We start from the raw sequence: 24,614 nt of genomic DNA on the forward strand, positions 1-24,614 counted from the left end.
GGTAAAATCACGCGTGACTCCCGCGAATAACTGAGCTTGTCGCATCATAAAAATCAATCATCGTACTCAATCAGTTAACAAATTAGTTCATACAATAAACAACTGATGCCGTTATTAAAAAAGTACCTCATTTAACAAGTTTAGCCCGCGAAAACGCAAACAAGCCTGGGTTGTCGTGCTATATTTTAAAACGTGCAATAGAATAAAACGTTACGAGGAGTAAATATAATGAAAAGGAATTCACAACAATCAACCACCGTTGATCATTATAAAATGTTCAAAGATGGCAAACATTGGGTTTACGCGGGGATTACCATTGCGGGGCTCGGTAGTACGTTAATGCTGACGACTAACGCCTTAGCAGCAACGGCTACCCCCGTTAGTGCCACGACCACTTCTGCGGCCAACGCCCCAGCTAGCGTTGCCAGTCAACTCAGCCAAGCCGCCGGGGCAACGGTAACCGAGTCAACCACGACAAGTAGCATGACTACTGGTGAAGACAGTAATACCACGTCAAATACCGACAGCAGCGCTACCACTGACACCAATCAAATTACGACTAGTACTAACGCTACTGAGACTAGCGCGACTGAACAAGCCACAAGTGCAGCGTCAGCTACCGACCAAGCTAGTGAGGTTGTTAACAGTGCGAGTGGCACAGTAACTAGTCAGACGACCAGCGCTACTAATTCGACGGCAGCCAATACCATAAGTGGTAACGAACAGGCCGCTAGCTCAGCGACGAGTGACGCTACTCAAGTCACGGATATGGTGACAGCCACGACTAAATCAACGACCGATTCAGCTATTGATTCAACTGATGATACGAGTACCAACACCAATTCGACCGCTGCGGCAACGCCAACTAGTGTGGCGACGACCAGCGCGGCTAGTGCCGCGACAAGTGACAGCGGTCATGGCTTAATCTACGAAACCAACGACACGACTGGCAATCAAAAGAGTACGGTCACCATTACACAAAGTGGCCCTTACAGTGTGACCTGGAAAAAAGTTACTACCTCTGATAAGACGGACACCACCACGGTCACGTTAGATGCCAGTGATATTGTGGCCGTCGTTAATACGATCAAGGACTTAGCAAATCAAGCAGCGACCCCGTCTGGCCAAGAACAATTAGCAGCAGCCAAAGCCAAACTGACGACAATTCTTGACGAGTTGAAAGAGCTCCCCACAGATATCGCCAGCACGATCGTGGGTAATGTACTCTACCCAATCGTCTTCACGGGAACTGGCTCAGAAGCCCTCTCTAATTTACGTACTGAAATGAACCAGCACCGCTATGACATCTCCAATACGTGGACCGGCCTCGATCCAGTCGCTTATGCTGCTGACCGGGCTGCGGCCGAAGAATATTACCCGACAACGGTTACTTGGTGGGATAACGTTACCAAAGAAACCTGGACCCTGCCTGAATACAATGACCCGACGCAGTCTGTCCGTGCTTACTATATTCAAAATGGTGATTCCACCAAGACCGTCATCATCGGCCAAGGTTGGACGGAACATGTTGATTGGATCGGCTACGTTTCAAAGATTTGGTATGACATGGGTTATAACGTCCTCATGCCGAGTCAACGTGGCCAGTTCCTAAGTGACGGTGATAACTTAACGTTTGGTTATCAGGACAAGTATGACTGGCTGAATTGGGTTAAGATGGTCGACGAACGCAATGGTGCCGACAGTCAAGTCGTCTTTTATGGTCAATCATTAGGTGCCGACACCGTGTTAGAAGCAGCCTCAGTTCCTGGACTTTCAAAATCCGTTAAAGCAGTTGTGTCGGACGCCGGGTACGCGACCTTACCAGAACTAGGTAGTTCGCTATACAACAAAGCCATCACCGCCGTTTCAAACGCACTTCAATCCGTTGGTCTGCCAGCCATCACGAGCCTGCCCTTCTTATCCTATGATAAAATCGTGGCCGCGATGAACGCTCGTTTGATCAAGGAACAAGGTTTCAGTGTCGATGACTTATCAGCAACCGATGCAGCTAGCAAAATCACTATCCCGTTACTCTTGATCCACACGCAAGACGACGCCTTCATTCCATATACTCAATCATTGGAATTAGCGGATGCTGAAGATGAAGCAGTTGATGTTGATCAAGTAACGGATAATCGTAATCAGGGAGCGGCTGACAACGGTACAACGACCGATTCCACAGCACAGGACAATGTTACCGATGAAACGACGGCTGATGAGGCCATCAGCGACCATCAAACTATCGTGGATAACACGACCACTGACACTACCAACATAACTAGTGATACAACACCAGACACGACCAATCATGCGAAACCTAATGATGATTCAACGACTAGTTACGTTGACTTGAACGACACGGATAACGCAGTGGATAGTGATTCCGACACGGCGGTTGACGCAACACGTGCGACGACCACTGTGAACCAGACAAGCACTATCGATCAGAGCAGCGTGATTAAGGGCCAAGTCAGTGATTCAATTATGGTCAGTTCAACCGCCATGACTAACACTGACTGGTTAGTTAATCACGATGACAGCGGTTCGGCCGTCACGGCTAGTCTGCTTCAAGATTATAGTGACCAGGAAACAAGTGTGACGACGCCAGCCACGGTATCTGCCACAACAACTAATACTGACAGTGCCGACTTAGTTGCCGTCTCCTCACCATCATCCAAAGCCACAACTGAGCTCCCGCAGACCGACGAAACAACTCAGTCATGGCTCGCAACGCTGGGTACCAGTCTCTTAGCCCTAGCAACGGGGATTTGGGCCCAAGTTCGGCGACGTTTTAATTAGTGAACTTTTACCTGTTACGTCCACTGGTGTGTTATCCTTAATAAAACTATCGTGCGAAAAGAGGCATCATCATGGATATTGGAACACAAGTGACGTTCATTTTGGAAGGCCAGACTTATACCGGGACCATTGCGAAAAGTTACACTAATTCGTATTTAATCACCTTTACAAGTCCTGATCCAGCCATCGTTGATAAGTATCACAACAAAGTAATTATTAGTCAGAAACAAGTTCAAGCCGTTAAATAGCGATTTAAAACAGCCACCCTTGAAATTCAGGAGATTTCAAGGGTGGCTGTTTTAAATTTGAATTGATTCAAGCTAGCTGTCACTTTAGCGACTTATTTTTTAAAACGTAGTAATGGTGTCCCGATCAGTGGTGTGAGAATTCCAGCTAAAATCGCTTCCGGAATCCCATTCGAGGCCACGATCGTTAACAAGTACGGCATTAGTTTGCTCAAATTAACTTGATAAAAACCGGCTGCTTGATGACTATAGAGTAGCCCAATCAAGCCTAAGACTAGAATCGTGTTCGTTAATGCCCCGGCCACGCCCGCCAGCGTCATCCCCAACACTTTTTGATGCCGCTTCTGAAACCAAATAAAGACCCAACCGGCTATCAAACCGACGAGAATCCGGGGTATCACCGAAATCAATGGATTGGTAAATACGATTGGTGCTAAGGGACTCGTCGGTGCGACGAACGCCCGTATCCACGCAATAATTCCCCATGCGCCCCCAATAATTGCCCCATCACGCGGTCCCAAGACCACTGCGGCCAGGATAACCGTCACGTGAATTGTCGTAATACTCAATCCTGGTAATGGAATGTACCCAAAAAACGGAACAATATTCTGAATGATCACGATTGCCATTAGTACCGCTAATACACTGATATGATAGGCGTTTGAACGTCTCTGCATCATCAGCCACCTCAACTCTCTTTACCTTATGAATTATGCGCTTAATTATAGCATATCCCAAAGCTTAGTAGCCGCGAAAAGAATGGGTGCTTACCCGCCCCGGTAAGCACCCACTATTAATTACGATTTTGATTCTTTGGCACGTAACCCTGCTCGAATACGGGAGTGCCGATAACTATAGGCAAAGTAAATCACGATGCCAATAACCAGCCAAATACCAAACATATGCCACGTAAATGCCTGCAAATTAAGCATCAGGTAGACACATGCGAGGAACGAGACAACTGGTAACACTGGATAAAATGGTACTTTAAATGAACTATTGATTTGTTGTAACGTTTCGTGTCGACGCAGGAAGACAACACCGATAGACACCATAGCGAATGCAAATAGCGTTCCAATATTGACTAACTCCGCAATTTTATCTAATGGAATCACAGCCGCAAATACACTGGCAATAATGCCAAAAATCCAAGTACTCTTAACTGGCACTTTGGTATGGGGACTGACCGTCCGAAAGACTTTCGGTAACAACCCATCCCGGCTAATCGCAAACAGTAACCGGGTCCCACCATATAACATGACAATCAAAACGGTCGTCATACCGACAACGGCACCCAGTGACACAATCCCCGCCGCCCAGTTTTGATGAATGACGGCTAAGGCATACGCCACGGGATCACCCACGTTAAGCTTACTGTAATGCACGACCCCGACCAGAACGGCGGCCATTGCCACGTATAAAATCGATGCTACGACTAACGAACCGACAATTCCGATTGGCATATTACGCTTAGGATTTTTCACTTCTTCTGAAGCAGTCGACACCGCATCAAACCCAATATACGCGTAGAATGCTAACGACGCGCCTTTGACCAGTCCGCTAACACCATGGGGCATGAACGGATGATAATTGGCAGGTTTCACAAAGAAAATTGCCACGCCAATGAAAAGAACAATCACTAGAATCTTAACGATTACCATAATTGAATTGACCCGTGTTGACTCTTGTAACCCACCGACCAATAACAGTGAGACAGCCAAAACCACGACAAAAGCAATTAAGTTGAATCCAGCACCACTGACACCGGCAGTACCAGCTGCGGCGGTCAGAAATGTTGGTAGTTTTAGGCCAAAGCCGCTCATTAAATTCTGAAAGTACGATGACCAACTTACCGCCACCGAAGATACCGCGAATAAATATTCTGAGATCAGAGACCAACCAAGAATCCACGCTAAGAATTCCCCAAAAACGGTATAAACGTAAGTATAGGCACTCCCCGCCAAGGGAATGGTTGAAGAAAATTCAGCGTAACATAATGCGGCCAGCGAACACACTACCGCAGCAATCACAAATGAGAGCATGGCAGCCGGACCGGCATACTTAGCGGCGATAATTCCGGGAGTGATAAAAATCCCAGAACCCACGATTGCGCCAACACCCATCATGGTTAAACTAAATGCGCTCAACGTCTTTTCGAGGCCACCCTTATTAAAATTAGCTGGATTGACTGATTTTTTAACCAGCAATCGTTGTGATGCTTTCATCCGGTACGCCTCCTAATCAAAATCTTAATAATGCAACGTTGTTAATTCTATTAATTTTTGTGCAATTAGTCAAGTAAATCTAACAATTTCAATCAATTCCTAATTGAATCCTTTCAAGGCAGCACTTTACAGCATTGGTTATTTTAAACAAATTTATTAATAATCCATAAGATTCACTAATTTTAATTTAACCGCATTATTATGGGTTACGACTTAACCAACTTTTGTTAATCGCCGCTGAAAACCGAGCTGACCAGTCCCACAGTCATACGTCCCGACTTAAATTTGTTTCTATCATATTCATCTGTTTAAATGCAATCGCCACAAGCTTGTATCTCCAAGCACTCCTTTCGCAAAAAATTAAGGTCGGTCAGCTGAAAGAATTCGACTGATCGACCTTAATTTTGACCTTTAACATATTTTAATCGGGTTCAACTCAAGCAGTTTTGATCAAAAAAGAAGCATTCCGTCTCTCTCAACCGGAATGCTTCTAAATAAACTTTAAATATATTGGATCAAGGTCATCAAGACTGGCACAACCACGATGAACAACACGGTACTCGTTGTCACGATGTTAGTGGCGTATTCCACGTCACCATGTGCTTCGTTAGCCAAGATTGGTAGCACGGCTAGCATTGGCGTTGCTGATTGAACGATCAATGTTTGCGATGCTAAGGTTGGGAAGCTAGCACCGAGGTTACCAGCAACCATCAAGACAAGAATCATGATGACTGGTGACAAGATGAAGCGACCAATCAACGCAACGATCGTATCACGGTCGAAACGAATACTCTTCAGACCAGCGTCGGCCAACACGATCCCGATGTAGATCAAGGAAAGTGGCGTTACCAAGTTCCCAACGTAAGTCAACGTTGAACTAACGAATGATACCTTCATGATTGGAATATTTAGCAGTAAGAAAATTAATGCAACTAAGAAACCAACCAATGGCATTGGAATGACTTTCTTCCAATCAATCTTGTTATGCGTCTTTTCCTTGGATTTCGTCGGGTCGTCGTTTGAAATCAAGAAGACCCCAAATGCCCATGTCGAAACGGTATTAACAATATAGTAAACAAGGAAATACGTCATACTCTTGTCACCGAACAACGCAATGTTCAAAGGTAACCCAATGAAAATCGTGTTGGCGTTGACGATCGCATTGATGAAAATCCCCTTACGACCTGGACGGACCCGCATAATTTTAACTAGCGCAAAGGCAATCAAGTAGCCAATAATCACGGCTAGAAATGCATATGCCAAGTAACCTGCAAATGATCCTAATTGCCCACGAGTTAGTCGGCTCAGCACAGATACGAAAATCGATGCTGGCAAAGCGATATTTTTGATAAATTTGGAAATTGTTCCAGCAAACTTATCATCAAACCAACCTGCTCGTCGTAGGACGAAACCTAATATCATGATCAAAACGACAACTAAGACGCTTTGAATTGAATTCCATAAAACTCCCATGTGCTCTTATACCCTCTTACAATTCTCTTATTTTACCGACACTATTTGCTGATGGCCCGGTATTCTGGGACCCACTTCATATCAGCAACCGCTTGTTTAGCATCTGCAATTGGTTCTTTGTTGAGCTTCTGATCGATAACACTTTGTGCCACGACTTCAGCTAATTTTTGTGAAAATTCAGTAATTTTCGCAACTGGTGGCAGTACTGCGGCACCCGGCTTCGACGTATCAACGATTCCACCTAATGCGTGGCAGGCTGCTGACAAGGTTTCAGCGTTCAGCACCTTGGCTGTTGAAGCAATCAAACCAAATCCTAAACCAGGGTACATCAAGGCGTTGTTTCCTTGACCGATTTGGTAAGTGACACCTTTGTATTCAACATCATCAGCTGGAATCCCAGTCGCAACTAAGGCCCGGCCGTCAGTCCATTTGATTAAGTCTTCCGCTTTAGCTTCCGCTAACTTGGTTGGGTTAGAAAGTGGGAAGATGATTGGCCGTTCCGTGTGCGCCGCCATTTCCTTAATGATGCTTTCAGTAAAGGTACCAGGCTGAGTCGATGTCCCAATCATAACGGTTGGGTGAACGGCTTTAACAACGGCTTCCAAGTTGGTTAATTCGTCGGCGTTGCTAAATTCACTCCGTTTGCGCGTGAAGGCTTTTTGGGCTGGGGTTAAACCTTCCGTGTCGTCAAATAGTAAACCTTGCTTATCAACAGCGTAGAAGTGTTGTTTAGCTTCTTCTTCTGTTAAACCAGCTTGCATCAATTCATCCAAGATTTGGTTGGCAATTCCCATACCGGCCGTTCCGGCACCAAATGATAAGATTTTTTGGTCCTTGATGCTTTCCTTTGAAATGTTCAATGCGCCTAAGATACCAGCTAAAACAACCATCCCGGTTCCTTGGATATCATCGTTAAAGGTTGCGATTTGATCCTTGTACTTGTCCAAGATTACTTGAGCATTGTCGCGACCGAAATCTTCAAAGTGTAACAATGAATCTGGGAATAATTGTTGTTCAGCAGCAACGAACTTGTCGATCACATCATAGTATTGTTCGCCGGAAACACGCTTGTGCCGGTTACCAAGATACAATGGATCATCTAATAATTTCTGGTTGTTTGTTCCAGCATCGATGCTAACTGGCAGTACTTGTGATGGGTCAATGCCGGCAGCGGCGGTGTAAACCATTAATTTACCAATGGCAATATCAACACCGTTAACACCCCAGTCACCCATACCAAGAATACCTTCAGCATCCGTAACAACGACTAACCGAATATCACGGCCGTCCGCTGCATTCTTCAAAGTTGCTTCAATATCTTCAGGTGCATCTACGGAAACAAAGGCCGCATTTTGTGGGTCCAAGAACAATTCATTATATTGTTCAATGGAATCGGCAACGACGGGATCATAAACGATTGGCATAAATTCAACCACGCGTTCATCCATCAAATGGAAGAATAGTGTCCGGTTTTCGTTAAAGAGATTCATTAAGAAAATCCGTTGTTCCAAACGACTAGGCTTGCTCTTGAATTGGGCATAAGCTTGCGTCGCCTGTTCATCAATTGTTTGAACCTTGCTTGGTAACGTCCCCGTCAAGCCAAGTGCTTGACGTTCCTCTTTGGTAAAGGCAGTGCCTTTATTTAAGAATGGGTTATTTAAAATTTCACTTGCAGTTTTTGTTATTACTGCGGCCTCCTAATTAATTTACATTTTCATCAATTTTCATTGCTAGGAAAAACGTCCTATCAATTTACAAGTAATACTGTAACGCCAGTAAAATGTTATAGTCAAAACTATGATATGATATAAATATATTAAATAAGGTCGCTACAAAAGCTGATTTAGAAAGGAATAAAAATGAACACAAAAGACTTAGCTTATTTCGATGAATTAATTTCTCAAAAAAATTTTTCAAAAGTTGCGAAAACATTCGGTGTGAGCCAACCAACTGTGACCACCGCAATCAAACGCCTGGAGTCTGAATTCGGGGCACCACTCGTGATTCGTGACCGTGTTAAAAATACGTTGCACGTCACTGCTAGTGGGGCGCAACTCGCTGAACACGCTAAAATCGTTTTACATGAGTTACGCCTCGCCCACCAAGAAATCGACAATCTATCCCAAAATCGACTGATTTTAGGATTACCGCCAATTATTGAAAACCATTATTTTCCAAAAATCGGTGCCCGGTTGGCCGCGGAAGGGCTATTAGCCGGTCTCGAAACCATTGAGGGGGGCTCGATCTGGCTACGTAACGCGGTGCGGGACGGTCGCGTTGACATGACCCTACTTGGTTCGGTGGAGCCGCTCGCTTACCAAACGTTGATTGCCGAAGAATTTGACCGTCAGCCCTTCTGTATCTACGTGTCCAAACAACATCCGTTAGCACAACGTAAACGGGTCTACTTTAACGAACTACGACGTGAAAAATTTGTTTTCTTTAATAGTAATTTCATCCATAATACGGCCTTCAACAAACTCACGCGCCGGAATCACTTTCGCCCCAACATCGTCTTTCGTTCCAACGATACCCACGTTTTAATGAAATTGATTGGTGAAAATGTCGGCATCGGTTTCTTTACCAAAATCGTCGATCACTACCGTACTGACGTCGTACGACTGGACTTGATGGACATTGAACCCCCTGAATTCATCACAAGCATCGTCTACCGAACAACCCATATTCTGACCCCCGTGCAGCAACAGCTACTGACCATTTTGCACGAAACATTAGCGGTTGACACTGATCAGACCGATTAAGCAAAACTGCACCACCCTTACAGAATAGTCTGTGAGGGTGGTGCAGTTTTCGTAATCAAGACAAATTGCGATATATCCAAATGAAACAATCGTGAAGACACGTCAATCTCAAAGTAAAAGTTGAACCACTCAAGGAATCGTGCTGTTCACTTAGACAGATGGCTCAGTCGCGACGTTTAAATCTTCATTTTAAGTAATTGATCAATAAACCGTTGTTCATCAGTGGTTGGTAAGTACCCAGCCCGTGTGACCACCGAGATATTGAAGCTGACCGGCAATTGATCTTTGATTTCCAAACATACGACGCCATCATCCGCTTTAACCACATCACGAACCAGTAAGCTAATGCCCAAGTTGGCTTTAACTAAGGCTTTGACCCATGAGATATCGGGGGTCCGGTAGATAACTTCTGGATGTACCCCGGCAAAGTCACAATAGGCTCGGAAGGCTTGTGGGTGCACGTATTTGCCATCTAATCCAATGAACTGTGCCTGACCGAGATCCTTAAAACTAACGGCGGCTTGTTTCGCCAAACTATTTTGAGGACTCACGATAATACTGAATGGCCGTGCCCCTAAGTGAACCGCACGAACTGTCGGCAAATCAAATGGTAAGTAGGACCCTAATAACGCGATGTTGATCTCACCATGCACTAACTTACGCAATAGCTCATCTGAGCCCGTTTCCGTTATTTTTAACTGTTGCAGTAACCCGTTCTGAAGTAACTTTTCCGCAATTTGAGGGAAATATAAAGTGCCAATAATTGGTGGTAAGCCAAAACGAATATCAGTCTGTAACGTACTCTGAATTTCGCGATGAGCAAGTTGCAAACTGGCCTGGATCTGGCGTGCATTCTTGTAAAGCAGCTGACCGGCCCGGGTAATATTTGTCTGTTGATGGCGACGGTCTTGAATCACCAATTTGACTGCAAACTCTTTTTCCAACCGATGAATTGCTTGAGTCACTGCCGGTTGTGAGACCGCAAACTGCTTGGCGACCATCGTATAATTTTGGCAATCAACTAACGCCCGAAAATAATCTAAATCACGTGTATTCATCCGCGCTCACCAAATTCCTTCATGTACATCGCCGCAATCTTTTGCTGTAGCTCAGCCACTGAATGCCGCCGTGAACGCGCGCAATCCTTGGCTTCGCGGTGACATAATAAGCAACGACGCTTCGGCAGTCCCAAATCCGTCCGCGACAGCGCGCGCTGTGAACCCGCTTGTAAGATATCAATATCATATAAGCGACCTAACGGATCGTGTTCTTCAAACGCGACCGCCAGCCGTTTGCTAGTCGCAAAGTCAGTCGTCAGAATCAAGAACCGCTCATTACCCGCCGGATGATTCCAATCAGCTGCCACCGTGTATGTCGACAACTCAGCTTCAAACCGCTGGACACCGGCCAAAAACAACCGTCGTAGTGCAGCGTTATTCTTAATCGGTCCCGGAATATTCAACTTGATCGCCGCAATCGTGGCCCGGGGGTTAGTCGCTGTCAACTGTTGCTGATACGTGACCCGTTGATCACGGGCTGCTAGCATTGCCGTGATTGTTTGCGGTTCACCGGTTGTAAAAATCGTCGCCATGCTTGTCACTTTCTTCCTATATGTTTGTTATATTTCCAGCTTAACCGAAATTAGTCGATTTTTAAACTAATTTCTTTGGTCTCTAACTACAGCCCAAATCAAAAATAGCCCACGCACCGATTACTCAAGCGCATGGACTATTGATTTGGGTTAGTCAAAATAACTTATTGTAAATATTTGAACATTTGTTGTCCGGCTTGACGGCCAAAGATCACCGTTTCAGCGATTGAGTTACCACCAATCCGGTTATTGCCGTGGAGACCGCCGACCACTTCACCGGCTGCAAACAGGCCGGCAATCGGTCGTTCGTCCTGATTCAACACTTGGGTTGCTGGATTAATGGCAATCCCACCCATCGTGTAGTGAACAGCTGGCGCAATGTGAATTGAGTAGAACGGTCCCGCCGCAATATCGCGATCCATCCCAGTCGTCCGGTTAAAGGCCGCATCATTATGGTTAGCGACTGCCTGATTCCAGTCAGCCACCGTCTGTTTAAGCGTCGCAGCGTCTAAGCCTGTCGCAGTCGCCAGTGTTTCCAAGTCAGTCCCAGTCTTTACCAGGCCAATGTGATCATAGAATTCAACCGCTTTGACCCGGTCACGAATACCGCGGTCAAAGATCAAGTAGGCACCAGTACCACCCAGTTGGTCGATAGCGGCCGTCACGTTCTTACGCGTGTCGAGTTCATTGACGAAACGAGCCCCCTGGTTATCGACCAAAATCGCACCTTCGCCCCGAACCGCTTCACCGATTAAATAAGCATGATCTGTATCTTGTTGGACCGTCGGATGAACTTGGACTTGGTCCATATCAACCAACTTAGCCCCAATAGCTTGTGCCAACAGAATCCCATCTCCAGTCGCGCCCGGCTGATTGGTCGTCTGATAGTTTTTAAGATCATCACGATACTGGCCTAACAAGGTCTTATTCGCACCGAAGCCACCGGTTGCTAACAAGACGGCTCCAGCCGTAATCGTGACAGCTCCATCTGGGGTTGTTGCCTTGACGCCACTAATTTTGCCGGCTTCGACGACTAGTTCATCGACTTTGACATCTGTGAAGAGTGGTAACTGGTCAGCCGCCACTTGTTTCAACAACTCAGTGACTAAGAAACCACCAATGGGAGCCATGGAACTTGGCCGATGGGTCCGCATCACACTCATCCCACCAGTAATCGTCAAATCATCCAACTTAATGCCGTGGTCTGCTAACCAGTCAATTGCGAGCGCACTGTGTTCCGTGAAGAATTTCAACAGTGCTTGGTTATTCATACCGCCACCACCTTTAAGGGTTTCGCCGTAGAAATCGCCAAAACTATCAACAATATGGCGATGCAATTGGACGTTCGTCTCCGCCGCATTCATACCGGATGAAGCCCGGGTGGTGTTACCACCGATTTTCGACATTTTTTCTAAAATAACCGGGTTCAGGCCCAATTCATGTGCCTGGATTGCCGCAGTCAAACCCGCGCCCCCCGATCCAATAATCACTACGTCATAGTTCGGTTTTAGATCCGCTAAGGCGGTTGGTGTAAATGTAAACTTTTCAGCCATTGATTGCCACTTCTCCTCTCAATTCGTCCGGGGTATTCCCCAGGATGGAACCAAAATCTCATTTATTATTGTCGTTAACTGGACACGGGCCACCATTCCAAGTCTAGGAACAATGACCCGTGCCACCTTGATCCACGTTAACGGTTCAACGCCGATCAATACTTATTTTAGCTTAATCATCAATATTCGTCATATCCAGTGGAACCATCCATTCATCGAATTGTTCCGCGGTTACTTTGCCAGACTTGATGGCTGCTTCACGCAATGTCGTCCCCGCTTTTTCAGCTGCTTGAGCAATCATCGCACTATCATGATAGCCAATATGTGGTGACAATGCCGTAACCGTCATCAAGGAACTGTCGACTAACTCTGCCATCCGGTCTTGATTGACCGTCAAACCAGCAATCATTCGGTCAGTGAAGCCGGTAATCGTTCCAGCTAACAATTCAGCAGATTCAAGGAAGGCATCAATCAAAACGGTCTTGTAAACGTTCATTTCAAAATTACCTTGGCTAGAAGCTAAATCGACGACCACGTCATTCCCCATAACTCGTACCGCTGCCATAGTGATGGCTTCAGCTTGGGTTGGGTTAACTTTCCCAGGCATGATTGATGAGCCGGGTTCGTTAGCCGGAATGTTTAATTCGTCATAACCGGCCCGTGGACCGCTTGCCAAGAACCGCACATCATTGGCAATCTTCATCAAATCGGCTGCTAGGGTCTTGATGGCCCCGTGAACCACGTTTAAGCCAGAATGATGGGCCAAACCATAGAACTTATTGGAATCAGCCGTAAATTCAATCCCATACAATTTGCTCATCGCCGCAGCAATATTTTCAGCAAAATGAGGGGCAGCGTTTAGACCAGTCCCAACGGCGGTCCCACCCATTGCAAGCTCGCCTAACGTTGAATTCAACTGTTTTAAGTAGGCAATATCATGTTCAATCGCACTGGCCCAACCACTCACTTCTTGGCCAAAAGTTAATGGCGTTGCATCTTGAAGATGGGTCCGGCCGATCTTTACTACCCGCCAGTACTTCTTTTGTTTGATCTTCAATTCCGCTAATAAGTGTTCCGCTGCGGCAATCAGCTTATCCACGGCAACTGCGGCCGTAATGTTCATCGCCGTTGGGAAGATATCGTTAGAGCTTTGACCATGGTTAACATCGTCGTTCGGCAAGATTTCAATATCAGGATTGATCTTACCAGCCATGTGTGCGACCACTTCATTAACGTTCATATTCGTTTGCGTCCCCGAACCAGTTTGGTAAACAACCAGCGGAAAGTCCTTACGCAAATCTTCATCGTCGAGCGCTAATAACTTATCAATGGCAGCCACGATTAAATCAGCTTTTTCAGCAGTCATTGCTTCAACTTCTTTATTCGCAATCGCTGCGGCCCGCTTAATTTGAAGTAATGCCCGAATCATTTCCAACGGCATCTTCGTACCAGTCGGAAAGTTATGGCGACTCCGTTCTGTCTGAGCACCCCATAAGGCGTTCGCAGGAATTTTAACTTCGCCTAAAGTATCTGATTCAACTCGATATTCTGTCATGTTGATAACCTCCAATTAATGTGTTGGTAAGCGCTTACTAAGTGTGTGAAAAAAATAACATTTAGTTTATAAACCTAGTTTAGCGCCCCCATATAGCTATAGTCAAACTCAGTTTTAGCTATAAGTATTAGTTATGAGGTTGATATAACAGTCGTTTGGCGCTGAAAGTTTGCGGTAACTGCGTGTTTGATAAAGATGTTTATTTATTCACATGTTCCGATTTATTTCTGTTGACCAATTTTACTCGTAATCGTCATTTTTTGCTTACTTCATCGGCTTAAATTTTCCCAATCACAAAATATCGAGTCATGATTAAACGAGATCAAACCAGCTTAAACCCGCTGGAAAAAATTCGAATTAGGGTAAATATGCTTAGCCAGTTCGTCCTACACCGACTTCCAGTCGAAATGGTATTCGAATGGCTGACGGTGAGGTACCCAACTTTTGGTGAATTCGTCACTACTTTTTATAAACGGTTATTTTGTCAATCAACTGTCAGGCAGAAAACGACATTGTGATAGCTCACTATTTCGGAATCACCATAATAATAATCGAACGTCTCAACAAAGTGGTTAATGTAACCCTAACATCCCGTTTAAAGTCCCAGTATCAAAATAGTCAGCGATAAATTGCACTAAGTTCGGTAGTCGTTCATCTGCCATTCGAGTGAATTTCCGAAACATGTTTGGTGCCACTGAAGCTTGTGCCTGAGACTGGAGGGGCTGGGTGACAATGCTCAGTAGCCAAATTATTCTTAGCTGGAAGTGGTCTGCTTCCGGCTTAGAATAAGACTCGTATTTGAGATAACGCGGGTTATGCGTTAGCTCAAATCGACGTCGGCTGCGTTCCAGCAATTGTCACCCAGCCCCGGAAGTCGGAATAGGACACACACCGGCTGACAAATAGCATCGCTAATTAAGACTCACTTTCATTATAAAACCAAAATTTTGTCACACTTGCAATAGAACTGCCCTGCTTAACTCATTTCAATTCACCATAAATAAAAATGACCCAGTTAGTAATAAACCGGGTCATTTTTGTCATCAGTATACTTTAGTCCTTCACCGCTTTAATCGTATCAATAATCGTGCCATCGCGATATTCAATCAAGGCAACGGTGCGATCTGTAAATTCAAGTGGTTGGGGTTGGCCGACTTTCTTTTCGGCTAATTGTTGTAATTCTTCAATCGTATAGACCGGCACACCTGGGACATGACTGAGTGCTTTAACTAGGTCTTGACGCCGCGGGTTGATTGCAATCCCGTATTCCGTCACAACAACGTCAATGGAGTCCCCCGGCGTTACAACGGTTGTTACTTCTGGCACAATCGTCGCTAACCGACCACGGACAAGTGGTGCAGAGATAATGGTCAGTTTGGCCGTAGCCGCGTCTTGATGTCCACCAATGGCGCCACGAATCACGCCATCCGAACCGGACATGACGTTGACATTGAAGTGCGTATCAATTTCCAACGCACTCAGAATGGCAACATCCAATTGATCAACCATCGCTCCTTTATTATCAGGGTCAGCGTACCATGATGCGTCAATTTCTTGTTGATTAGGATTGGCGTGCATCGATGCTGCCGCCCCTTTGTCAAAGTCTTGAACATCCATGACTTTATCAACTAACCCTTCTTCGAGCAAATCAGTGGTTGGTTTCGTAATACCACCAAGTGCAAACGATGCTTTGATTTGATTATCGAGCATTGCTTGCCGCAAGTACCGAGTGACAGCTAACGCAGCACCGCCGGAACCAGTTTGGAATGAGAAGCCGTTTTTAAAGTATGGTGAGTTCACGATCACATCATTAACGGTCTGGGCAATCTTCAATTCCTTTGGGTCCTTGGTGAAGCGCGTCGCACCTGAACCAATCTTGTCAGGGTCACCAACTTGGTCGACTTGCACGACGTAATCGACTTGTGTCTGTTTAATTGAGGCCGGTGTATTTGGATAAGCCACAATATTATCGGTCAATAAGACAACTTGGTTGGCGTATTGCGCATCCATCAGGGCGTAACCTAAGGAACCAAAGACTGCTTTACCAGCCATCCCGTTCGCATTTCCTAGTCGGTCAGCATTCGGCACACCTAGAAAGGCGACATCAATTTTAATATCACCATGTTCAATGGCCCGGGCCCGATTACCATGAGAACGGAAGATTACGGGGTTCTTTAAACCACCGTGTGAAACGAAGTCCCCAAGAGAGCCCCGCATCCCCGAGCTAGTAATATTCGTAATCGTTCCGGCCTTAATTGCTTCGATCACCATATCGTTCATCACGCCCGTTAAGGAGGATGGCGCCAAGGTCAAATCTTTAATACCGGCATCAATAATGGCCCGCATCACTTGATTGAAGACGAAATCCCCATTACGAAAATGGTGGTGAAATGAAATCGTCATACCATCTTTGACAGTGGCTTTTACCACGTCAGCAACGGAATCAACGACTTTGTTGTCCCCTGTTGAAACGTGAACTTTGGGGGCCACCCGTTGAATTTCAGGATGTCCGATTTCGGTTGACTCAAAACCTTGGTAATTTAACTTCGTCATTAATTCTGCTGGTAATTCGCGGTCTACACTATTTTTCAATGTAATTGCCCTCCTCGTCGAGTAAGTTGGAAACTTTGGCTAAGCTCATCACACGTTGAGCCCGCAAAACAACGGGCCGGTCTACCATTTGGCCATTCATGGAAATAACACCAGAACCCTTGATCCGGGCTTCCTCAATCGCGGCGATGACTTTTTGGGCCTTAATAACTTCATCCTTGGTTGGTTCATAGACTGAATTGACCATTGCAATCTGTCGAGGGTTGACCAATGATTTACCGTCAAATCCTAATTGATGAATATGCCGCGTCTCACGGTAGAAGCCATCGGGATCGGCCATGTTTGTAAAGACCGTATCGAACGCGGCGATTCCAGCGGCACGAGCAGCATGAAGCACCATGTTACGGGCAAATTCCAGTTCCGCGCCATCAGGATAACGGTGGGTCTTCATGTCCGTCGTATAATCTTCTGCTGACAAGGCAATCCCAATCATTCGATCCGAGGCTGCCGCGATTGCCGGGGCATTAAGCACGCCCTTAGCGCTTTCAATTGCGGCCATCAAATGAGTCGTACCGACTGGAATATCAAATTCAGCTTCAGCTGCCGCGACATCCTTTTCCAACGTTTGAATCATGGCAGCCGATTCGACTTTTGGTAAACGGATAACGTCAATACCAGCCTTGACCATCGCTTTGACATCATCAGCGTAATACTTGGTGTCTAAGCCATTGATCCGGACGACCAATTCAGCCTTGCCATAGTCCTGCGTTTTTAACGCTTCGTAAACCAGCACCCGGGCCGCGTCCTTTTCAGCCATTGAGACGGCATCTTCCAAGTCAAACATGATCGAGTCCGCACCGTAAATCCCGGCATCCTTCACCATGGCTGGATTATTACCAGGTACAAACATCATTGTCCGCCGTAAGCGTTCTTCATTTTCAGCCATTATAATACCTCCCATGCTGGTGTCGTGGTTTCTAACGCCCGTTGTGCTGCCGTAATAGTCCGCGCCTTAATGACGCAGTCCAACGCCCCTTTATCGACAGCGCGCACCTTCACATTATCGATATTCAATTGTTGAAGCGTCGTCGTGATCACGTGCTTTATTTGTGCCCCGAACTGTTTGATAACATCTGATTCAAGGTCGATTTGAATGCCGTTGTCTCCCGCCATTAACATAATTTGAATATCAGATGATTCCAAGGTTCCGGCGACTGCCGTTGTCTTAATTTCCATCAATTTTCATTCCTTTCTGAATTCGCGCTTGTAATGTTGTTAGGTTATTTTTTATAAACTGGGCCGTTGTTGCCGGTACCAGTTGGTTTAACTCAGTTAAGTTGCCGCTTTGAATCCGTTGCCGAACAGTCCGCGCCGAAATTGGTTGATTAGCCACCGTCGTTCGCGATATCACTCGTACAGCAACTGCCGGTGGTAATTCACGCTGCAAAACTCGGTTATAAATCGCAGTCGTCCGCGACGTCGGTTCACTACCAACGAACCGGGTCGTAATGTGCAGTGCTGGTGCAAGTTGCTGCTTAAAGATCCGGGCGTCCAACGTCGTCTGCGCCTCAATTGCGCTCGCCGCTGAATCCAAGAAGTAGGCTGGAAAGGTCGCTGCACTCACGAGATAGTCCTGCCCGCTGACGACCCGAACGTTGGCCAAGTCGGCTGTTCCTTGTTGAACCAGCTTAACGCGCTCGGCCGTACGGAATAGACTCGCATCTGTCGCAACGACGAAGACGTAAACTAAATCACTGACCGCCGCGGCTTGTTCCACTAAATAGCGGTGTCCCCGCGTAAACGGGTTCGCATTCATGACAATCGCGCTGACACGCTGTTGTGCTTGGTTGGGAATCATCGGCAACTGTTTGACAAAATCCGTCATATCCGGTGCGCCGTTTTCTAATACGGCCGCTTCATCCGAATGAGCTAATTCTTTAAAGCCTACGTGTTGAAAACTCGCTGAATACTTGGCCTTGGTAAATACCATCATATGAAAGATCTGTGCTTGAAACAGCCGATTGACCAGTGCACTCACGATTTGATTAAACCGGGCCCCCGGCTGACTATTCTTATTACAGACACCCACATATTTAAGCACGTTGCCAGCTAACGATCCGGTCCCAACAAGTTGGCCATCCTCGATCAATCCTAAGGTCACATCAATATGTTCAACCTCTTGCGGGCTAAAATTAGTAATCCCTAATGACGTTAAGAATTGTTGCCACTGGGCATGCTCGTGCGGATTATTTAATTGCATTTCAACAACTTGCGCTGCCATCAGACAACCTCCTATGATTAATGCTGTGCTTGCGCGTACGCTGCAACGGCCGCCGTCACGTTCGGTACCACTTGTGAATCAAAGACGCTCGGCACAATCGTCGTCGCAGTTGGGTTCGACACGGTCTTAGCCAAAGCCTGAGCCACTTGGATCTGCAACGCATTATCAACTTGCTTGACCCCATTTGTGAGTAAGCCCTTGAAGAGCCCCGGGAAAGCCAGAATATTATTGACCTGGTTTGGATACTGGCTAGAACCCGTTGCAATGACTGTGGCCCCAGCCTTCTCAGCTACTGCTGGATCGATTTCTGGCACTGGATTAGCGAGTGCAAAGACGATTGGATCATGATTCATCAAGTGGACGGCCCCTGCTGATAAGACGTTGGCGTCTGACAAGCCAATGAAGACGTCCTGGTCGGCCATGACCTTCGCCAGTGGTTGCCCCTTTAGTTGTGCAGGTGTTCCCAACTGTTTGGCAAGATTCCGTTGATACTGGTTGTACCGCTGATCATCCGCTGTAACGACCCCGTAAACATCGACCAAGGTCAGTTGTTTGACACCGACCGCTGCTAATAACCGAGCTGTAGCTAACCCGGATGCGCCGACGCCGTTGACAACGATGCGCATCTGCCGTAAGGACTTACCGACTACGTGAGCGGCATTGATCAGTCCCGCCAACACGACAATTGCGGTGCCTTCCTGATCGTCATGATAAACCGGAATATCAAGCTCATCTTTCAAGACCGCTTCTAGTTCAAAACACTTAGGCGCCGTAATATCTTCCAGATGAATGCCCGCAAATGAGAGCGACATGTTTTTGATTGTCGCCACCATTGCTGGCACGCTGACCTGATTTAACGCCAGCGGAATCGCATTAATCCCCGCGAGGTTCTTGTATAGGAGTGCCTTACCTTCTACGACCGGCAAACCACCCGCGGGACCAATATTGCCGAGGCCCAGTACTGCTGACCCATCCGTGATCAACGCTACTAATTTACCACTCATCGTGTATTTTGCCTTTAATTCCGGATGCGCCGCAATCAGCTTGGAAATCACCGCAACACCAGGTGTATATGCTTTACCTAAATCAGCCTTATCGGTCACTGCAAGGTCTGAATGAATGTCCAAAACCCCCGTATGGGCGGCGTGCAACTTTAAAATCTCATCTTGTTCTACCATCAATATCTGCCTTCTCTTCTCAAAATAATACCGTTAACTTTGTTATCCCCAGTGTACGACCATTTTTTAAAAATATCAAATTTAGATTGGATTTTTATAATTTTTAAAAAGTCAGCTTTTCTGGTATAATAAACTTAAAATATTATAAACGAGTTTTAAAATTTTAAATCTTAGGTTGATAAAGAGGTTATCGATATGGACGATATGAATCATCGCCGCCTGTTGATTGGAATTGCACATGATTATTACTTATCCAAAATCAACATCGCTGAAATTTCAAAGAAATACCAAGTCAGTCGTTATCTAATTTCAAAATACTTAGACGAAGCCATGGCAACCGGCCTAGTCAAAATTAACATTAACACCCCCATCGAACGAAATAGTGAGCTGGAGGCTAAATTTAAACATCGTTTTCCAATTGAACATATTTATATTATCAAAGACGCGGATACCACGAGTGACGATGAACGCCACGTAATCGAGTTTGCCGCCGAAACAATCCAGCGCCAGATCATTCAAAGTAATGTGATTGGGGTGGCATGGGGTGGCACTGTCCTTAGCGTCATCGATAATTTTCAAACGAGCACTCGTGATGACTTACTGTTCACCCAGTTTATGGGTGATAACCTGAAAACGAACGCAGCGAACGGCTCAACACCGTTGGTTCAAAAAGCCGCCGCTAAGTTCGGCGCACAGTACGTCACCATCCCGGCACCACTCTACTTGTTTAATGATCAAGCACACCAAGCATTGGCTCAAGAACCAGCCATTACACCGGCCATCAGTAACTTTGACCGAATGGACATGCTATTTGCCGGAATTGGCACCTTAGCATCCATTGACTCGATTCCCGTCTGGCATCAACATCGCCAAGCCATTCTGGGTGGCGCTGATCCGCAGGCGGTGGTCGGCCTGTTATACGGTCGGCCATACGACATCAATGGTCACATTCTGAACGCCGACCACGACAAACTCTTTGGCGCTAAAATGCCCGCCATTCTCAAAGTGCCGCGTCGTTTTGGCATCATCAAAAGTAAGTTCAAGAGCGAAGCCTTACTTGGCGCCCTCCGCGGACAATTACTCACTGACATCATCATTGATGAAGCCGTCGCGAATCGGGTTCTCCAAGAAAATCAAGCCACACCACTATCCAAATAATCCGCTTCTTCGAAAACAGGTACCAACGCTGACCGTTGCCGGCAGCTTGGTACCTGTTTTTATGCTTAAAATCAGACTACCAAATACCAATCACTTTCATCCAGAGGGCGCCAATGCCACCCCAAACGACTAGGTAGAAGAGACCTAAAATAAAGTTTAACTGCCACCATTTTCCCTGAGTAACATACCCAGAACCGAAGAGAACACTCGCCGGGCCGTTCGCATAATGCGTCGTCGAAGCGAAGATCGAACCAGTAAAGCCAAGTATCAGTGCAGCAAAGGTTGCTGGCGCTCCCGCGGAAACCGCGACCCCAAGTAAGGCACCGTACATTGCGGAAACGTGGGCAGTCCCACTAGCAAACAAGTAGTGACTGTAGAAGTAGAACAAGACGAGTGCCGCTAAAACAATGCCCCAACTGAAGCCTTTCAAGGCACCACCAATCGCGCCAGACAACCATGGAATAAAGCCGAGTTTGTTCAACTCATTAGCCATGAAGATCAAAATTGAGAACCACACCAAGGTATTCCAAGCACCAGTTTCGTGTAGCACGTCATCTACCGATAGAACCCCAGCAACGAGTAGCAAGGAGACGGCCATAAAGGCAACTAATGAAGCTTCGAGACCGATAAAGCTGGATAACATCCATAAGACTAAGGCTAGCAAGAAGACGCCACCCATGATTTTTTCTGGAAGACTCATCTTACCCATCTTTGCCAGCTCATCATCCGCCCATTGCTTGGCATTGGGCGTATCTTTAATTTCTGGTGGATACATTTTATAAATTAAATATGGCACAACCAATAAACAAATAAGTCCTGGGACAATCCCGGCTAAAAACCATTGCATCCACGATAACGTGATGTGTAAACTCTTGGCTAACGTGACAGCAACTAAGTTAGGCGCCATCGCCGTCATGAACATCGTACTGGTGATTAAATCACCGTGAAATTCTGCGAACACTAAGAATGAACCGATTTTACTTTGTGTGCCATCCTTGGGATCAGAACCAAACGTTTCAGCTAACGACTGAATGATTGGATAAACAATCCCACCAGCACGGGCCGTATTACTTGGCGTTGCGGGTGCTGTTACTAAATCGACGCCAATCAGTGCGTATGCCAAACCCAACGTTCGTTTCCCAAACAGCCGCACAAACACCAACGCGACACGTCGACCTAAACCAGTATTGATGAAACCACGTGACATAAAATACGCCATCGCAATCATCCATACCGTACTGCTCCCAAATCCGGCAACCGCTGTATCCATAGGCACGATGCCCAATAACACGGTTAGTGTCAACCCAATGATTGCGACCCCGGCGATTGGTAACGGCCGCGTAATACAACCAATAATGGTTGCCACAAAAATTGCCAGAATATGCCATGCGTTCATCGAAACACTGGCTGGTTTGATAGGACTACTTAACCAAATGATCAGGCCCACCAATAACGGTGCAATAAAATCACGATACTTGACCTTATTTAGTGTCATCTCAATTCCTCCTCATACTTACTCATCATTTTTATGATGCCACATTCATCATGGTCAGCATCTTGGCTGCGAAATGTTGCATCCGGGCACGCTCATCATCTGATAGCTCAGCTTCGATCACTTTTTGGAGCCCGTTGCGATTAATAATGGCGGGTGACCCCAAGTACAAATCGTTAATGCCATATTGACCAGACAAAGCGGCGGAGACAATCAACTCAGCATTTTCATCGTTCAAAATTGCTCGGCAGATTTGCATCAAACTAACGGCGACCCCATAGAACGTGGCCCCCTTCTGACTAATGATTTGACCACCTTTACCACGAACAGCTTGCTCGATTTCAGCTTTGAACTGATCATCGACCGTTGTGACCGTCTTTAAGGGCTGAGCATTGATCATAATTTCATCAAAATTAACGATGGAACTATCACCATGTTCTCCAAGTACCGCAGCATCAACTGCAGTGGTGGCAACATTCAACTTCTGAGCCAAGGCGACCCGTAACCGCGCCGTATCCAAGGAAGTCCCGGTACCAATGACCCGATGCCGTGGAAAACCGGATAAACGTTGCGTCATCGAAGTCAAAATATCGACGGGATTACTTGAGATAACGAAGCAACCATTAAAACCACTCGCAACCACTGGTTTGACGATGGATTCCAGAATCTTCGTATTGCGGTTAATCAAATCTAAACGACTCTCACCAGGCTTACGAGGCACACCAGCCGTAATGACAACGATGTCAGCATCATGCGCATCCGCATATTCACCGGTATGAATGTTGGTCGCATTCGTAAAGGCGGCAACATCTTCCAAATCCTTAACGTCCCCCTCTGCGTGCGTTTTAACCAAGTCAACGATAACGAGTTCATCTAGGGCGCAATTTTGGACCAATGAAAAGGCAAATGATGAACCCACCGAGCCATCACCAACAATTACGACTTTGCGTTGCTTCTTATCCATGTCAATATCCTTCTTTCATCAAAAATGTGTGCTGCACATGTGGTTCCAACTACTTAGTTACTTAACTCACAAGTATTATAACGCAAATGCTTTCATTTTTGCTAATTTTTTAAAAATAAATTATTTTTTTAAAAATTTAAATATAATTATTACTTAAAACGCCTGTGTAGCAGTATTTAAAATCATTTTGATTGTGAACTATTTCTAAAGTGTCGGCTTGTGAAATCATTTTCGTGAGCGGTTACAATCCTGCGTTTAAATTGCCTGATTGGCGTCAATTCGAAACATCTGCGCAAGTTACAAAACTTTTTACCCGCCAACCGATCTTGAAACAGTTAAAACCTGATTAGCGTGGTATATTAGAAGTACGACTCAAACTAGAGAGGACTAATACATTGGATAATGAAACTTTAAAAGACTATCTCGCAAACAACTCCCAAGTTATTACCATTTTTATGGAGAAAGCAACCGATTTTCTGAATCGAAAAAATGAGGACCGGGCGCCAGCACGCCGCTATAACGATGCTGAAATCGCCCGGCAAGCGGATAAGATGCTCGATGATGTGATTGCCAATATTCATGATAAAATCGTCCCCCATACCCGCGAACAAACACCGGCTGCCTGGGAACAATTTCTGAGTGAAAACGACGTACTTGATGATCTGGAACTATCAATGACGGAATTGTCATTCGAATCGGAAGACTAAACTAGCAGTTCAAAATAAGAAAGGACCGTGGAAGATTTAACTTCCACGGTCCTTTTTAGAACAAACTTATATCACATGACA

At 45.9% G+C, this 24,614-nt stretch carries 20 protein-coding genes; 5 read left to right on the forward strand and 15 right to left on the reverse strand.

The annotated features are described in order from the left end of the window. The first annotated feature begins 228 nt into the window (after positions 1-228). Together MMY95_RS03260 and MMY95_RS03265 are read left to right on the forward strand one after the other, a co-directional pair. On the forward strand, positions 229-2,799 hold the full coding sequence (locus MMY95_RS03260; protein ID WP_241277503.1) for a KxYKxGKxW signal peptide domain-containing protein: 2,571 nt from the start codon (positions 229-231) through the stop codon (positions 2,797-2,799). A gap of 71 nt (positions 2,800-2,870) precedes the next feature. Continuing rightward, the gene (locus MMY95_RS03265) at positions 2,871-3,047 is read left to right on the forward strand and encodes a hypothetical protein (protein WP_003641322.1); all 177 of its coding nucleotides are present in this window, start codon (positions 2,871-2,873) and stop codon (positions 3,045-3,047) included. Positions 3,048-3,139: 92 nt separating this feature from the next. On the opposite strand, the gene MMY95_RS03270 is transcribed toward MMY95_RS03265, so the two are convergent. From MMY95_RS03270 to MMY95_RS03285, 4 genes are all read right to left on the reverse strand, one after another. Further along, entirely contained in the window at positions 3,140-3,721 is a 582-nt protein-coding gene (locus tag MMY95_RS03270) for an ECF transporter S component (protein ID WP_003644117.1), read from the reverse strand. 120 nt (positions 3,722-3,841) lie between these two features. Continuing rightward, positions 3,842-5,269 carry an amino acid permease gene (locus MMY95_RS03275; protein ID WP_003641320.1) on the reverse strand — a complete coding sequence of 476 codons (1,428 nt, stop codon included), beginning with the start codon at positions 5,267-5,269 and terminating at the stop codon, positions 3,842-3,844. A 501-nt stretch (positions 5,270-5,770) separates the two neighbouring features. Next, positions 5,771-6,742, reverse strand: a complete 972-nt coding sequence (locus tag MMY95_RS03280; RefSeq protein WP_054396299.1) for an AEC family transporter — start codon at positions 6,740-6,742, stop codon at positions 5,771-5,773. Between the two features lie 41 nt (positions 6,743-6,783). After that, a complete protein-coding gene (locus MMY95_RS03285; protein ID WP_104795599.1) occupies positions 6,784-8,427 on the reverse strand; it encodes a malolactic enzyme in 1,644 nt (547 codons plus the stop codon). A gap of 174 nt (positions 8,428-8,601) precedes the next feature. On the opposite strand from MMY95_RS03285, the gene MMY95_RS03290 reads away from it, so the two are divergent. Continuing rightward, a complete protein-coding gene (locus tag MMY95_RS03290) occupies positions 8,602-9,504 on the forward strand; it encodes a LysR family transcriptional regulator (RefSeq protein ID WP_003641317.1) in 903 nt (300 codons plus the stop codon). A 176-nt stretch (positions 9,505-9,680) separates the two neighbouring features. Here MMY95_RS03290 and MMY95_RS03295 read toward each other — a convergent pair whose 3' ends face one another. From MMY95_RS03295 to MMY95_RS03335, 9 genes are all read right to left on the reverse strand, one after another. After that, positions 9,681-10,562 carry a LysR family transcriptional regulator gene (locus tag MMY95_RS03295; RefSeq protein ID WP_003644114.1) on the reverse strand — a complete coding sequence of 294 codons (882 nt, stop codon included), beginning with the start codon at positions 10,560-10,562 and terminating at the stop codon, positions 9,681-9,683. After that, positions 10,559-11,095: a citrate lyase holo-[acyl-carrier protein] synthase gene (citX, locus tag MMY95_RS03300; RefSeq protein ID WP_241277504.1), complete on the reverse strand. Its 537-nt coding sequence runs from the start codon at positions 11,093-11,095 to the stop codon at positions 10,559-10,561. The genes MMY95_RS03295 and citX overlap by 4 nt, the downstream gene beginning before the upstream one ends. A gap of 164 nt (positions 11,096-11,259) precedes the next feature. Beyond that, positions 11,260-12,648, reverse strand: a complete 1,389-nt coding sequence (locus MMY95_RS03305; RefSeq protein WP_104795598.1) for a flavocytochrome c — start codon at positions 12,646-12,648, stop codon at positions 11,260-11,262. Between the two features lie 172 nt (positions 12,649-12,820). Next, positions 12,821-14,203: a class II fumarate hydratase gene (locus MMY95_RS03310; RefSeq protein ID WP_003644112.1), complete on the reverse strand. Its 1,383-nt coding sequence runs from the start codon at positions 14,201-14,203 to the stop codon at positions 12,821-12,823. Between the two features lie 1,053 nt (positions 14,204-15,256). Beyond that, the gene (gene citF / locus MMY95_RS03315; protein WP_003641305.1) at positions 15,257-16,795 is read right to left on the reverse strand and encodes a citrate lyase subunit alpha; all 1,539 of its coding nucleotides are present in this window, start codon (positions 16,793-16,795) and stop codon (positions 15,257-15,259) included. Continuing rightward, positions 16,785-17,699 carry a citrate (pro-3S)-lyase subunit beta gene (gene citE / locus MMY95_RS03320; RefSeq protein WP_003645519.1) on the reverse strand — a complete coding sequence of 305 codons (915 nt, stop codon included), beginning with the start codon at positions 17,697-17,699 and terminating at the stop codon, positions 16,785-16,787. Before citE ends, citF begins: the two co-directional genes overlap by 11 nt. After that, on the reverse strand, positions 17,699-17,989 hold the full coding sequence (gene citD / locus MMY95_RS03325) for a citrate lyase acyl carrier protein (protein WP_003641303.1): 291 nt from the start codon (positions 17,987-17,989) through the stop codon (positions 17,699-17,701). Before citD ends, citE begins: the two co-directional genes overlap by 1 nt. Continuing rightward, positions 17,979-19,034 carry a [citrate (pro-3S)-lyase] ligase gene (citC, locus tag MMY95_RS03330; protein WP_003645518.1) on the reverse strand — a complete coding sequence of 352 codons (1,056 nt, stop codon included), beginning with the start codon at positions 19,032-19,034 and terminating at the stop codon, positions 17,979-17,981. Before citC ends, citD begins: the two co-directional genes overlap by 11 nt. Before the next feature lie 17 nt (positions 19,035-19,051). Next, a complete protein-coding gene (locus MMY95_RS03335; protein WP_202861305.1) occupies positions 19,052-20,212 on the reverse strand; it encodes an NADP-dependent malic enzyme in 1,161 nt (386 codons plus the stop codon). 195 nt (positions 20,213-20,407) lie between these two features. Between MMY95_RS03335 and MMY95_RS03340 the strand changes: the two genes are divergently transcribed. Then, positions 20,408-21,370, forward strand: a complete 963-nt coding sequence (locus MMY95_RS03340; RefSeq protein ID WP_085775920.1) for a sugar-binding domain-containing protein — start codon at positions 20,408-20,410, stop codon at positions 21,368-21,370. A 76-nt stretch (positions 21,371-21,446) separates the two neighbouring features. Here MMY95_RS03340 and MMY95_RS03345 read toward each other — a convergent pair whose 3' ends face one another. Both MMY95_RS03345 and MMY95_RS03350 read right to left on the reverse strand, forming a co-directional pair. After that, a complete protein-coding gene (locus MMY95_RS03345; protein WP_003641299.1) occupies positions 21,447-22,865 on the reverse strand; it encodes an anion permease in 1,419 nt (472 codons plus the stop codon). 31 nt (positions 22,866-22,896) lie between these two features. Then, the gene (locus tag MMY95_RS03350) at positions 22,897-23,826 is read right to left on the reverse strand and encodes an L-lactate dehydrogenase (RefSeq protein WP_027822238.1); all 930 of its coding nucleotides are present in this window, start codon (positions 23,824-23,826) and stop codon (positions 22,897-22,899) included. Positions 23,827-24,221: 395 nt separating this feature from the next. Here MMY95_RS03350 and MMY95_RS03355 point away from each other — a divergent pair, with 395 nt between their 5' ends. Further along, positions 24,222-24,533, forward strand: coding sequence for a hypothetical protein (locus MMY95_RS03355; protein WP_003641297.1), 312 nt, complete (start codon positions 24,222-24,224; stop codon positions 24,531-24,533). Positions 24,534-24,614: the final 81 nt, after the last annotated feature.

Origin of the sequence: Lactiplantibacillus sp. ME-2 (assembly GCF_022549155.1) — a bacterium.
Lineage (GTDB): Bacteria > Bacillota > Bacilli > Lactobacillales > Lactobacillaceae > Lactiplantibacillus > Lactiplantibacillus plantarum.

Excerpts from the sequence above, each read along its gene's own strand:
- MMY95_RS03260 (WP_241277503.1), top strand. The coding sequence starts at position 229 with ATGAAAAGGAATTCACAACAATCAACCACCGTTGATCATTATAAAATG.
- MMY95_RS03265 (WP_003641322.1), top strand. The coding sequence starts at position 2,871 with ATGGATATTGGAACACAAGTGACGTTCATTTTGGAAGGCCAGACTTAT.
- MMY95_RS03270 (WP_003644117.1), bottom strand. The coding sequence starts at position 3,721 with ATGCAGAGACGTTCAAACGCCTATCATATCAGTGTATTAGCGGTACTA.
- MMY95_RS03275 (WP_003641320.1), bottom strand. The coding sequence starts at position 5,269 with ATGAAAGCATCACAACGATTGCTGGTTAAAAAATCAGTCAATCCAGCT.
- MMY95_RS03280 (WP_054396299.1), bottom strand. The coding sequence starts at position 6,742 with ATGGGAGTTTTATGGAATTCAATTCAAAGCGTCTTAGTTGTCGTTTTG.
- MMY95_RS03290 (WP_003641317.1), top strand. The coding sequence starts at position 8,602 with ATGAACACAAAAGACTTAGCTTATTTCGATGAATTAATTTCTCAAAAA.
- MMY95_RS03295 (WP_003644114.1), bottom strand. The coding sequence starts at position 10,562 with ATGAATACACGTGATTTAGATTATTTTCGGGCGTTAGTTGATTGCCAA.
- citX (WP_241277504.1), bottom strand. The coding sequence starts at position 11,095 with ATGGCGACGATTTTTACAACCGGTGAACCGCAAACAATCACGGCAATG.
- MMY95_RS03305 (WP_104795598.1), bottom strand. The coding sequence starts at position 12,648 with ATGGCTGAAAAGTTTACATTTACACCAACCGCCTTAGCGGATCTAAAA.
- MMY95_RS03310 (WP_003644112.1), bottom strand. The coding sequence starts at position 14,203 with ATGACAGAATATCGAGTTGAATCAGATACTTTAGGCGAAGTTAAAATT.
- citE (WP_003645519.1), bottom strand. The coding sequence starts at position 17,699 with ATGGCTGAAAATGAAGAACGCTTACGGCGGACAATGATGTTTGTACCT.
- citD (WP_003641303.1), bottom strand. The coding sequence starts at position 17,989 with ATGGAAATTAAGACAACGGCAGTCGCCGGAACCTTGGAATCATCTGAT.
- citC (WP_003645518.1), bottom strand. The coding sequence starts at position 19,034 with ATGGCAGCGCAAGTTGTTGAAATGCAATTAAATAATCCGCACGAGCAT.
- MMY95_RS03335 (WP_202861305.1), bottom strand. The coding sequence starts at position 20,212 with ATGGTAGAACAAGATGAGATTTTAAAGTTGCACGCCGCCCATACGGGG.
- MMY95_RS03340 (WP_085775920.1), top strand. The coding sequence starts at position 20,408 with ATGGACGATATGAATCATCGCCGCCTGTTGATTGGAATTGCACATGAT.
- MMY95_RS03345 (WP_003641299.1), bottom strand. The coding sequence starts at position 22,865 with ATGACACTAAATAAGGTCAAGTATCGTGATTTTATTGCACCGTTATTG.
- MMY95_RS03350 (WP_027822238.1), bottom strand. The coding sequence starts at position 23,826 with ATGGATAAGAAGCAACGCAAAGTCGTAATTGTTGGTGATGGCTCGGTG.